10 protein-coding genes are annotated in these 12931 nt (G+C 39.4%); 6 read left to right on the top strand and 4 right to left on the bottom strand.

Annotated elements, in window-relative coordinates; all coding sequences use genetic code 11:
- Positions 1–87 precede the first annotated feature (87 nt).
- Entirely contained in the window at positions 88–999 is a 912-nt protein-coding gene (locus AADH04_RS07330) for a hypothetical protein (RefSeq protein ID WP_434779585.1), read from the top strand.
- A 14-nt stretch (positions 1000–1013) separates the two neighbouring features.
- On the opposite strand, the gene AADH04_RS07325 is transcribed toward AADH04_RS07330, so the two are convergent.
- Positions 1014–1601: a hypothetical protein gene (locus AADH04_RS07325; RefSeq protein WP_434779584.1), complete on the bottom strand. Its 588-nt coding sequence runs from the start codon at positions 1599–1601 to the stop codon at positions 1014–1016.
- 85 nt (positions 1602–1686) lie between these two features.
- Positions 1687–2010 carry an FKBP-type peptidyl-prolyl cis-trans isomerase gene (locus tag AADH04_RS07320; protein ID WP_434779583.1) on the bottom strand — a complete coding sequence of 108 codons (324 nt, stop codon included), beginning with the start codon at positions 2008–2010 and terminating at the stop codon, positions 1687–1689.
- Between the two features lie 271 nt (positions 2011–2281).
- Between AADH04_RS07320 and dxs the strand changes: the two genes are divergently transcribed.
- Together dxs and AADH04_RS07310 are read left to right on the top strand one after the other, a co-directional pair.
- Positions 2282–4165 (top strand): 1-deoxy-D-xylulose-5-phosphate synthase, encoded by a 1884-nt coding sequence (gene dxs, locus AADH04_RS07315; protein ID WP_434779582.1) that lies wholly within the window; start codon positions 2282–2284, stop codon positions 4163–4165.
- 10 nt (positions 4166–4175) lie between these two features.
- Entirely contained in the window at positions 4176–4793 is a 618-nt protein-coding gene (locus AADH04_RS07310) for a hypothetical protein (protein ID WP_434779581.1), read from the top strand.
- Between the two features lie 46 nt (positions 4794–4839).
- On the opposite strand, the gene AADH04_RS07305 is transcribed toward AADH04_RS07310, so the two are convergent.
- Both AADH04_RS07305 and tsaA read right to left on the bottom strand, forming a co-directional pair.
- A complete protein-coding gene (locus AADH04_RS07305) occupies positions 4840–5205 on the bottom strand; it encodes a hypothetical protein (protein ID WP_434779580.1) in 366 nt (121 codons plus the stop codon).
- Between the two features lie 194 nt (positions 5206–5399).
- Complete coding sequence (tsaA, locus tag AADH04_RS07300) at positions 5400–6101, bottom strand: tRNA (N6-threonylcarbamoyladenosine(37)-N6)-methyltransferase TrmO (RefSeq protein ID WP_434779579.1); 702 nt, start codon at positions 6099–6101, stop codon at positions 5400–5402.
- A gap of 52 nt (positions 6102–6153) precedes the next feature.
- Here tsaA and waaC point away from each other — a divergent pair, with 52 nt between their 5' ends.
- From waaC to AADH04_RS07285, 3 genes are all read left to right on the top strand, one after another.
- On the top strand, positions 6154–7119 hold the full coding sequence (waaC, locus tag AADH04_RS07295) for a lipopolysaccharide heptosyltransferase I (RefSeq protein WP_434779578.1): 966 nt from the start codon (positions 6154–6156) through the stop codon (positions 7117–7119).
- 149 nt (positions 7120–7268) lie between these two features.
- Positions 7269–9023: an autotransporter assembly complex protein TamA gene (locus tag AADH04_RS07290; RefSeq protein ID WP_434779577.1), complete on the top strand. Its 1755-nt coding sequence runs from the start codon at positions 7269–7271 to the stop codon at positions 9021–9023.
- Complete coding sequence (locus tag AADH04_RS07285; protein WP_434779576.1) at positions 9023–12913, top strand: translocation/assembly module TamB domain-containing protein; 3891 nt, start codon at positions 9023–9025, stop codon at positions 12911–12913. The genes AADH04_RS07290 and AADH04_RS07285 overlap by 1 nt, the downstream gene beginning before the upstream one ends.
- Positions 12914–12931 lie beyond the last annotated feature (18 nt).

Genomic DNA, 12931 nt, shown 5'->3' with positions numbered 1-12931 from the left:
CAACATGGTTTATGCATAATAATATTTCTCTTTAATAAATACGCCATCTTTAAAGTGTTGGAATAGAAGGGGTAAGGAGGCAGACAAATGTCAGATCAGCAAAAAAAACCTGTCAAAAATATGACCGCAGACGTTAAACCTATTTGTTTTGCTATTATGCCTATTTCTGATGTAGACACTCATCCTAAAGGGCATTTTCATCAAGTTTATGAAGATATTATGATCCCTGCCATTGGGCTTGCAGGCTTTGAGCCAAAACGTGCGGATGAAGAAAAAGGAAGCAATTTAATTCAGTTGAAAATTTTAGAGCAACTTATTGAAGCACCTATGGCTATTTGTGACTTAAGTACGCGAAACCCAAATGTGATGTTTGAATTGGGTATTCGTCAAGCATTTGATAAGCCTACAGTGTTGATTCAAGAAGAAGGCACCCCCCATATATTTGATATTAATGGTTTACGCTATTTGACTTATTCTCGTGATTTAGAATATCGCAATGTATTGGATGTGCAAACCAAATTGGCTGATGCGCTTAAACAAACGCTACATGAGTCAGAAAAATCAGAGGGTATTCATTCTATTGTTCGATTATTGGCTTTAAAAGAACCAGCCAAAATACCTGAACTTAACCCAGATGTGAAAAGTGCTTTAGAAACCGATTTGATTTATACAGAGCTTGCTCAAATCAAAAAAGCATTGGCGCTTTTAGCAGAACAAAAACAATCGTATGGACAACAAGAGGCTATTTTGTCTTTTTTAGGTGAGCATAATGATCATGAGCAAGATCGTCGTTATGAAGCTTTTGTTTATCATTTGGCGGATTTAGATCTTGATAAAGATGCAGTGCCTAAGGAGTTGATGCTGTCTTCTTGTCAGCGCTTGTTGCAAGAGGTTAAAGAAGAAAAAATTGATAATTTATCTGCTAAAGAGCGCTCACGTTACCATCGATTAACCAGTAAAATTCTTGAGTTAATTGCTTATGTACAAACCAAACCATAAAACATGATGAAACTTTAATGACTTGGACAAAATTTGGCTAAGGCCTGAATAAACTTAGGGTCATTTGGCAAAATAAAAACAATAAAATTTTCTTTTTCAACAAATAATTGATAAGCAATCAGTGATTTTTTTGAACCTCTTGAACCGTCAATGATTTGCCCAAGCGCTTTAATGGTTATTTCACTTTGCATAAAAGAATGTGTGCCCACATAAAAACAGCCATTTTTGATACAAATTTGTTGACCATAGCGGCAAGCTAAAAATGTGTTTCTGCCTATTTTTGTGATTCGAAAAAGCAAGTTAATTGGAACAACCATAACCAAAGTGACGAGTATGATCAAAGACCAATCGAGTCCAGAACTGAGTACCGTGTAAATTAATGGAAAAAAACACATTGAATAGATCAATATTTTATAGTGTAAAACAGAATGAGAACGAAATGAGTCAGTTGTAATCAGTTTTGTTTTTTCTTGAGCCATAAAACTGACGACATAGACAAAATAAGCACCATATGCAATGATAAAGCTTAAGGTTTTATCTGTTTGCCAAAAAAATACAGACAAAATCAATAAAACAATACTGATAATATAACCAAAAGACATTTGGGTCTACACTCTACAAGATAAATATGAATATACATATAAACCCCATTTATTTTTACTAAAATAAGTGGGGTTTATATGTTGTTTAGTTCAAACCCAGTAGTTCAACTTCAAAAATAAGTGTGGCATTAGGCGGAATCACGCCACCAGCACCACGAGCTCCATAGCCCATTTCTGGTGGAATGGTCAGTTTACGTTTTCCGCCAATTTTCATGCCCGCAAAGCCTTCATCCCAACCTTTAATCACTTGGCCAACCCCAAGCCTAAAGGAAAATGGTTGTTTGCGGTCGACACTTGAGTCAAATTTACTGCCATCTGTTAAATAGCCTGTGTAATGTACAGTAACTTCTTGGCCTTTTTGGGCTTCATCTCCTTCGCCAACCACGATCTCTTCAATAATCAGGCTCATATTTATTATCCTTAAGTAAAAAATCATAAAAATGATATGGTAAAGCAAGAATGGACGAGACTCAATAACGTTTTTTGGATCAGTGTTTTATTGAAATAAAATATGATTTATTGAAACACCATGGAAGGCACATTATAAAAAATAGGAAAATTTGCAAAAATAATGGGCATTTATCATCAATAAAGTGTGTTTTATTTAGCCAAGACGTATTAAAATGGGTCACATAAAAATAAAACAATAAACTCCTTGGATGAACAAAGCGACTTTAACTATGCCAAATCACTCTTATTTAGATGCCATTCATTGCTCCGCTGATTTAAAAGCATTGCCTGTTCAGGCATTGTCTTCAGTCGCTTGTGAATTAAGAGACTTTTTACTTCATTCCGTCAGCAAAACAGGTGGGCATCTTGCCAGTAATTTAGGTTGTGTAGAGCTGACTTTGGCTTTGCATTATGTTTATGATGTCCCGGACGACAATTTGGTGTGGGATGTTGGACATCAAAGTTACCCTCATAAAATTTTAACTGGGCGTAAAAACCAGATGCATACAATGCGTCAGCAAGGTGGCTTAGCAGGTTTTCCCAAAAGAGAAGAGTCCGCTTGCGATGCTTTTGGTGTCGGGCATTCTTCTACCTCCATCAGTGCAGCATTGGGGATGGCCGTTGCCGATAAATTGCAAGGGCTAAATCATAAGTCGGTGGCCATTATTGGTGATGGTGCCATGACAGCAGGTGAAGCATTTGAAGCATTAAATAATGCCGGAGCAATGAAAGACACTGATTTATTGGTAATTTTAAACGACAATGAAATGTCGATTTCGCCCAATGTAGGCGCTTTGCCGCAGTATTTGGCCAATAATTTTGCCAAAGATTTATTCAACGTGGTCAGACACGGTTCTGAAAAAGTGCTCAGCAAAGTGCCACCTGTTTTGGATATTGCCAATAAAGTAGAAGATAAAATCAAAAAAATCGTCAATAACGCACCAATCAATCATGATACGTTGTTTGAAAAATTCGGGTTTTCTTATACAGGGCCAGTAGACGGGCATGATATTAAAGCACTGGTTGACACTTTGACCGAATTAAAAACACGAAAAGGGCCTCAGTTTTTACATGTTATGACCAAGAAGGGACAGGGCTATAAATTGGCAGAAAATGACCCTGTTTCTTATCATGGGGTATCTAAATTTGATTTAGAAAATGGGTTAAAAACAGGTTCCAGCCTTCAGGTTAAACCAACATATACGCAGGTTTTTGGGCGTTGGTTGATTGATCAAGCCCGCGCATGTTCTAAACTGGTTGCCATTACTCCCGCAATGAGAGAAGGCTCAGGTTTAGTCGAGTTTGAGGCTGTTTTCCCCAATCGCTATTTTGATGTAGGCATTGCAGAACAGCATGCTGTTACTTTTGCTGCTGGCCTTGCTTGTCAGGGTTTAAAACCGGTGGTGGCCATTTATTCAACTTTTTTACAAAGAGCGTATGACCAGCTTATTCATGATGTGGCCTTGCAAAACCTTCCTGTTTTGTTTGCCATTGATCGGGCAGGTTTAGTGGGCGCTGATGGCCCAACCCATGCAGGCGCATTTGATTTAAGTTTTATGCGTTGTATTCCCAATATGGTTATTGCTGCCCCCAGTGATGAGGCAGAATGCCGATTATTATTGTCTACCTGCTATCAATTAAATCAGCCCACAGCTGTACGCTACCCAAGAGGCAGTGGCGTTGGTGCTGAGGTTGCTGCAACATTAGATACGGTGCCTGTTGGCAAAGGTGTTGTTCGAAAAGAAGGTGAAAATACAGTCATTTTTGCTTTTGGTTCAATGGTCCATCCTGCTTTATTGGCAGCTGAAGCCTTAAATGCAACGGTGGTGGATATGCGGTTTGTGAAACCATTAGATGAAGCTTTGATTCAAAGTTTAAGTCAAACGCATGATTATGTGGTTACTATTGAAGAAAATACCATTATGGGGGGTGCTGGCAGCGCAGTTGTTGAGGTGCTAAACCGTTTGAATATCGCAAAGCCGATATTACAATTAGGTTTGCCTGATTATTATGTGGAACATGGCGACCAAATGGCTCTTTTGTCTGGTTTGGGGTTAGATCAAATTGGCATAGAACAATCTATTAGACAGTGGCAGCAAACACAAAAGATGTAAGTTAATTGCGATGCCAAGCGAGAAGAAAGTTCCCTATTTTGCTCAGTTTGAGTCTAGGACGTTGATTCAGGCGTTTATTTCTGGGCAAATGTCTGCAGTAGATGATCCTTTATGGTATTTGTCTGGCGCACACGATCAAGCGGAATATGCAAAATGGTGTGTGCATGTGTGTGGCATGGCTTGTTTGAAAATGCATTTAAGCTTTACTCGCTCAATTGAAATCCCTACATTAAATTTGGCAAGATCCTGTACCCAGTTTGGTGGGTATGCGCTTGAAGGTGAAGCCATTCATGGCTTAATTTATCGACCTTTTTTACAATTTGTGCAACATGCATTTAAAATGGATGCACAAGTGATAGAGCATACCCCGATTGAACATATCTGTGCGCGTTTTCAAGAAAAAACAACGGCTTTTATTGCTTCTGTTCACCCAAGTATTAGGTCTGTTACTTCTATCCCAGAAGTTAAAGGGGGGCATTTGGTTTATGTGTTTGATTTTGATGAGCGAACAAATGAAGTTCTTTTCCATAACCCATCTGGAACAACGGTTCAATCTCAAGAAAATGTTCGATTGAAGATGGAGCAATTTGCCCAGTTTTATAGTGGAAGAGGTATTTTATTACCATAAAAAAAGCCCTTTTCTTAATAAGGGCGTTTTTTATGGTTGTGTTGGCTTATTCGTCAGGAATAAACCAAGTATTTTGTTCACGGGCAATGATGCCTTTTCCTCGTTCTGAAATTATTTCTCCTGTTTCGGGATCGGGGAAAGAAACCAAAGTGTCGCATTCAAATCGATTAGGGCTAATGAGGGCACATTCACCCATTTTTTTAATTCGAATACTTTTTAATGCTTTATCCGCCATGGCTTGATATTCAGCAAAACCATCGGAATTTTCTGTGACACCAGCAGATGCTTTTGCCTCTTCAAAGGCTTTTTTGGTTCTGTCAATAAAAGCCTTTTGAATGTCTGCCTCAGAAGGTAGATTTTCTGCAAAAGCAACTAAAGGAAGCAATAAGGTCAATCCAAAAATTTTTTTCATTCTAAGGTTCGATCCATTCAAGATGTAATGTGTGTTTTTCTTCAGCAGATTAATGGGAAAATCCGTTTGATTAGTATAGCTGTAAAGCAAGCAATTATCTTAATATTTTGGGGAAAAGCAGCATAAAAAAAAGAAACAAAAAATAATGTTACTTTCTCGTAACATTATTAAAAATTTCTATTTATTTAAGTATTCTATTTAGTGGGAACCAAGAGTAAGTCAACAATAGTGACGCAATCGCTAGTAACTTGAAATATAACATTAATATTTTCCAGTAACATACCATATTGTCTTTTGTCGTCTTGGTGAAATGCTGGTCTTGGGTCTTGAGCGAGGCTCTGTTCTATGAGTAAACGAAACCCTTGCTCTTTGTTTAAGTTTTGCCAAACAGCCAATGCTTTCTCTGACCAAAGAACAGGCAAAATAGGGGGTGGTTGGTCTACGAATCCACTTTTTGCTTGCGCAATGGCTTCAACAAAAGGTAAATAGGGTTTGATGTCTAATACAGGGGTTTTGTCGAGCAAATCGGCACCAGAAAATATCAAACGGACCCCTTGTTTTGTTTGTATCTCTTCCAGTTTTAATAATGATAAGCCAATATGGTTTGGTCGATGAGGGCTACGTGTGGCAAACACCCCCTTTTTTTTGCTGCCACCAAGCCGCGGAGGACGCACTAAGGGTGCCCACCCTTCAGTTTGACATTGATGAAAAATAAATTGAACCCAGACATATTCAAACTCTTCTAAGCCCCTGACACAATCTGGATGATTGTAAGGAGCAATCAATTCTAATGTCACTTTTGCTGCGGGTGCAAGGTGAGGTTGTCTGGGAATCCCAAATTTTTGTTGGTATGGAGAATGAATAAAGCCAATAGGGGTACATTCAAAGATTTGCATATAAAGTTTGGGATTACGTTAAAATAAAGCATATTTTAACAAGTGACTCGATATGAACAAAGTGTTATTAGTGCGTTTGTCCAGTATGGGTGATTTAATTCACACTTTTCCTGCAATACAGGATTTATCTGTAGCAAGACCTGACATCTCTTTAAGTTGGTTATGCGAAGAGGCTTTTACTGATATTGCCAAATTACACCCCTTTGTTCAGTCTGTCTACCCTATGGCTTGGCGGCGTTGGCGTAAAACATTGTGGCAAAAGCAGACAAGGCAGGCTATTTCTTCATTGCAACAACAGTTACAGACAAGTAAATTTGATTTTGTGGTGGATAGTCAAAGTTTGATTAAAAGTGCCTTATTTGCCAATATGGCCAAAGCACCTGTTTATGGTTTGGATAAACACAGTGCGCGCGAATCATTGGCATCGATGTTTTATCAAAAAAAATTGGCTGTTGCCAAAGGGCAATTAGCTATTGAACGAAATCGACAATTATTCGCACAAATTTTTAATTATCCCATTGAGCCTAAAATTGTATTTGGGGCAAAAGTATCCACAACAATGGATGATTTACCTTGGCGAGTCTCTTCTGATTATGCTGTATTGCTGCATGCAACCAGTAAACCAAGCAAATTGTGGTCAGAGGAAAATTGGCAACAATTGGCTCAAGCACTGTGGCAACAAAAAGGATTGGTCAGTTATTTGCCTTGGGGTAATGAAGAGGAGAAACTTCGAGCGCAAAGATTGTCTAAAGAACATTCCTTTATCCATGTTTGTCCAAAATTGACATTGAAAGAGGCTGCTATTTTATTACAGGGCTCTTGTGTGGTGGTGGGGGTGGATACAGGGTTATTGCATTTGGCTAATGCTCTGAATAAACCTTTGTGCGGTATTTATACCGATACCAATCCTGAATTAACAGGCGTTGTGCCTTCTGAGTGTGCCGTTAATTTGGGTGGGGTGAACGCACAGGTTTCTGTCGAACAGGTGTTAGATGTTTTAGAGCAGGTGATGGTTTGAGTGGGTTGTTAATCCTATCTAATGAAAGAATTTATGCTTGCTTTTAGGTACATGGTATTTTGTGACAGGGTTATGTTAAAATGAAAATGATATTTATTAGTTATTTTGATAAAATAGGATTTTTTTGTGCCAAATTTGGTTGAAAATAAATGCGTGTAATCGTTTTTCTTATATTCTGTTTGGGGTTGAATGCATTGGCTTATGCGGCAAAAGCGCCTTATGAAGTCAAAGTGATTGCACCAACGAGTCAGGCACAAAGTATTCTTGAAGAAAATCTTGATTTGATTACCCAACGTTCTTTGGAAGGCTTGGACCAGGATCAAATTGAGATTTTGGTCGAAGAAACACCAGAGCAAGCACAAAAATTTCTGGAAACATTGGGTTATTTTGACAGTAAAGTCAGCATTGAAAAAGACAATAACACTTATTTGGTTTCTGTTGAATTGGGCGATCCTATCCGTGTGCAAGATGTTCAAGTTTTGGTTGATGGTGCATTTTTGCAGGATGATGATTTGGCAGAGCGTTATCGCAAAATGATGGAAGGGTGGGTATTGCCCATTAACAGTGTGTTCACACAAGATGGTTGGAGCACCAGTAAAAGTGCCGTATTGCGTAGCATCACTGCTGAAAGCTATCCTTTAGCAAAAATCACTGAAAGTAAAGCCATTATTGATCCAGAAGCTAAGAGTGCCGCCCTTTCTGTTCATATGCAAAGTAATCAGTTTATCCGTTTTGGGGATATTTCTGTGGTAGGCAACGAGCGCTATCCTGCAAATGTGGTCACAGGGATGGCAGATTTTGATAAGGGCACACCTTATACACTCTCCAAATTATTAGACTATCAAAATGCTTTAGAGCAGGACGGTCATTATTCCAGTGCTGCTGTGGGGCCACGATTTGATTTATTGTCTGAAAATGATGAATATGTGCCTTTAACGGTTCAGGTTGTTGAAGTACCCAGACAAAAATTTGACATTGGTCTAAAATATGATACAGCAGAGGGGGCTAGTGCCAATGCTGGTTATACCCATTATAATGTGTTTAAGCGTGGCTATACTGGCTCAATAGCGGGTAAATTTGGTAATTATGAACAAAGTTTTGGTTTGGGCTTATCTTTACCGCGCAGATCAAGTGGTTATTTGTATTCGATGAGCGCTAATTTTGAGAACTCTGAAGTACAAAAACTTCGCACAAAATCAGGTTCTGCTGGTATTTGGCAAATTCGTCAAAAAGGCAATATTGATTCTCGATTTGGGTTTGAATATCTAATGGAACAATCTCGAGTCGTAGATGGAGGAGAAAGCCTTGACTTTGGGAGCTCCCACGCACTAATGGCTCGTTTTGGTTGGACGCAACGCAAAATTGACAATCAAATGCACCCTAGAAATGGTTATTTGGCTGATTTAAATTTGGCCTCCACTTTAGGCAGCTTTGCTTCTTCAACAACCTTTATTCGAGCAAATGCTCGAGCCGTATATTATTACACACCTAAAAATACCAAAATTGGTACCTTTGTTGCCCATGCAGAAATGGGCCATATTGCTGCAAAAAATAAAGACAAAGTCCCTAAAACATTATTGTTCCGTATCGGTGGCGCAGGCACGGTCAGAGGGTATGAGTATCAGGGTATTGGTATTGATTTGCCAAATGATGCCGTTATTGGTGGCACCTCTATGGCTCTTGCCAGCTTGGAGTATCAGTATCCCATTACAGATACTGTTTCTTTAGCTGTTTTTCATGATGAAGGTGGTGTGGGCAAAGATTTTAAAGAGTTCAAGTTTGATCGCTCTAATGGTTTTGGGGTACGTTGGTTTAGCCCAGTTGCACCATTGTCAGTTGATGTGGCCCATGCCAGTAAAGACAATAAAATTCGTTGGCATTTAAGTTTAGGATTGGTATTTTAATGGCTGAGCAAAACGATTTTACCGTATCGACAACGAATGAGTCTGACAAGGAAGATAGCTTAACTTCCACACCAACGCCACCTAAGCGAACAAAACGCCATTGGCTCAGAAACATCATCATCAGTTTTTTTGTGCTTTTGTTTATTGTGGTTGGCGTGCTTTCATGGGTTATATTTACGCCTTCAGGTTTACGTTTTGCTGTATTTAAAGTCCCCGCATGGTTTGGTGTGCAGATTCAAGCCAGTCAGTTAAATGGTACCATCAGTAAGGGATTTAATGCACAGGTATTAAAAGTAAATACAGAAGCGGCTGATGTCGATATCAGTCAACTTGATTTTGTTTGGGATTCAAGCAAAATATGGCAGCGTATGGTTTGGGTTGATAAATTGTCTGTTGGTGATGTGTTTGTGCAAACCAAACCTACTGAAAAAACAAAAGACAAACAACCATTAACCATACCTAAAGATATTGGTTTGCCTGTGGATGTTCATATTGGTAAAGTCACACTGACCTCTTTGGCTATTGATCAAAAAGACAATAAAGTCTTGACCAATAGTGCCTTATCTTACGACTATCAAAACAAGCAACACCATTTGGTTGTGGATGCCTTAAACAGCCCATGGGCAATGGCTGGTGCCGATATTAAAATAGATAATATTGCCCCTTTTGCCTTAAATGGCACCTTAAATACCACTTCTTATCTGGATGAAACCACAGCTTTAGGAAAATTCAGTTTATCTGGTAATCTGGTCGAACCCGAAATAAAAGGGCGAATGGATGGAGAAGGTTTAGCATTAGATTTATTGGCACAATTAAAACCATTTGAAGAACGTACTTTTAAAAAAGTACGCTTTTTGCGATTAGGCTTAGGTGGCTTTGATCCGAATCAGTTTGTGGCAGCTTCACCAGAAGCAAAAATCAGCATGAGCGTGGTGTTACAACCAACGGAAGATGAGCGTTTAAGTGGGCAATTGATTTTTGCCAATATAAGCCCGAATTTTGCCAATAATAATGGTATTCCTGTTACTTTAGCGCATGGGCAGATTTATCTGGATCGCAAGGGTGTATTGTCAGTAGAAGAACTTTATGTAGAGGGGTTAAAACAAGGCCAGTTAAGTTTAACTGGAACAGTAGATTTACCCAAAAAAGATTTAAATTTAAAACTGGCTCTAAGTAAAATACAAGCACAGGATTTTGTTCAGACAAATTTTAATGGACAGTTTGATGGTCAAATTTTGGCAACAGGTACTTATCAAGCTCCTGAGCTCAATTGGCAAGTCGCATCCGATAAACTGGGCACTCAGGGCAAAATGTTCGTGTCACGTAATGATAAAAATGAACAAAGCATTCAAATTGCCCAAGCAAAACTACAAGCAAAAGCTGGGGGTGAATTAAATATCACGGGTGCTATTGATTTGTTTGGCCTTAAAAAAATTCAGCTACAAGCCAATACACAGGCATTAAATCCTAAAACCATTTTACCCGATTTACCCACAGGTTCTGTTACCACTGAACTGAAAGTAGATGGGCAACTGGCTGAACCTTTGACATTGAATGCCAAATTGGCTTTAAAACAGAGCCAGATAGAAAACGTGCCTTTAAATGGTGCGGCTGATATTGCTTTATTAAAGACACGTTTAACCCGTGCTGATGTGAACATTAATTTAGGCAGTAACCACATTCAAACCAAAGGCAGTTTTGGTACTGCTCAAGACAAACTGAGTATTAACATTAATGCACCTAATTTAGCTCAAGCAGGTGTGGATATTTCGGGGAGTCTCAACATTAATGGTTCTGTTGCAGGAGAGCTTAAAAAACTGACCATTGATTTAAATGCTCAAGCCCGATCTTTGCAATATGGCAAAATGGTTCGGCTCAATACACTGGATGCAAAAATTAAAGCCTCTCCCAATATAAATGCCCCATTGAATGTCACGCTTGATGGGAAAGAGTTGATTATTTTAGGCGCTACTGCCAAAGAGAACACCCAGATTAATTTTATCCGAACCAATTTGAACGGTACGGGTGCACAACATAAATTAAACTTAGAAACCGCGATGAATTTAGGTGGCAATGATTACCGCGCTAATATTGCCGCTTCTGGTGGTTTGAATAATCAATATGTGTGGAAGGGTGTGGTTCAGACACTAGATATAAAAGGAGCTGTTGACTTATTGTTACAAAATACCGTTCAGTTGGAAGCTGCGGCCGATCACTTCTCTTTAGGGCGGGCAAATTGGTCCGCATTAGGTGGCAGTTTAAGTCTTGATCATCTTAAGTGGAGCGGTGCCCAAGGTATTTCAACCAAAGGCAGCGCCAATCATTTGCAAGTGGGTAAATTGGCAAAGATCGTCACGGTACCTTTTGCTCAAGATTTAACCCTTAAAGGGAGTTGGGATGTTCAATATGGTTCAACTTTACGTGGATTCGCCAATATAGAACATCAAGCGGGTGATATTGTTTTGCCAGTAAGTAAAACCAAAACCCGTCCTTTAGGGATCAAAACCTTGGTGCTCAATGCACAATTACAAGGCTCTTTAATCAAAGTTGGGCTTGATGCGAAAACATTGTTTGGTTTTGCCAACGGCACTGTTAACTTAAATCGTAACAGCAATAATTTTTCATTGTCCACTTTAGGGGGCAATATCCGTTTAGAAGTACCCGATTTTTCAGCTTTCAAATTATTTGTGCCCATTGGCACAGAAGTAGCTGGAAAACTTGAAGCTAATTTAGGATTAGGCGGTTCCATTGCGCAACCTAATTTAAATGGCACCATTAATGCCGATAATTTGATGTATCGAGAACGAAATTTAGGTATTCGTTTAATCAATGGGTCTTTACGAACACGTGTATCGGGTCAAAAATTAACTTTAGATTCACTGAAATTTGCCACCAAACGAGGTACATTAGAGGCTAAAGGGCATGTTCAGCTGGTCAATAATCAGCCCAATATTGATATTGATGTTTTGCTTGATCGCTTTAATTTATTTGACCGTCCTAACCGCGTATTGGTGTTAAGTGGCAATACACATCTGTTTTTTGAACAAGCAAAAGGGGTGGAGTTAAAAGGGGATTTAAAAGTTGATTTTGCCAGAATTGACTTGCCTAAAGTAGGCACACCCAGTTTAAGTGACGATGTAGAAGTCGTGGGGCGCCCCAAAGAAGACACAAAGGCACTGCCTATTTTTATTAATTTAGGGCTTGATTTAAATGACCGCTTCCGCTTTACTGGTATGGGGCTAAATGTGTTGCTTGGGGGGAAAATGAATGTGAATAGCCGCCCTCAAGAGCCCATGAAAGCAATGGGGCAAGTAAGGGTTGTAGAAGGGCGTTATAAAGCCTATGGGCAGGATTTGGATATTGAAAAAGGTGTGATTACTTTCATCGGTCCAATAGAAAACCCAGTATTGAACATTCGTGCTATGCGTAAATTATCTCCTGTTGGGGCAGGGGTAGAGGTCACAGGCCCCGTTTCAAGCCCTAGAATCAATTTGGTGACAAGTGAACCTATGAGCCAAAAAGATAAATTGGCTTGGTTGGTTTTGGGTCGTGCTGCGGGTGGAGAGCAAGATGATGATGCTTTAGCGGCCAGCGCAGGCGCTTTATTGGCAGGCTCCATTAACGATAAAGTAGGCTTTTTTGATGAATTGGGAATCTCTACTCGTGCTCAGCGGAACTTAAAAACTGGAGAAGTCAGCCCAGCAGAACAAGTGGCAACCGTGGGCAAGCATTTAACGAAAGAATTTTATGTTGGGTATGAATATGGGTTAAATACGGCTGAGTCAGCAGTCAAAATATCTTACCAAATTACTCGGGCATTACAGTTGATTTTCCGAGCAGGGCAAGATGCTTCCAGCGCAGAAGCCAAGTACACGATTCGGTTTGATTAGTGTACTATTGGTCTGATT

It is taken from the genome of Neisseria sp. Ec49-e6-T10 (genome assembly GCF_051132615.1).
Classification (GTDB): domain Bacteria; phylum Pseudomonadota; class Gammaproteobacteria; order Burkholderiales; family Neisseriaceae.
This window is presented reverse-complemented; position numbering and strand designations above follow the sequence as displayed.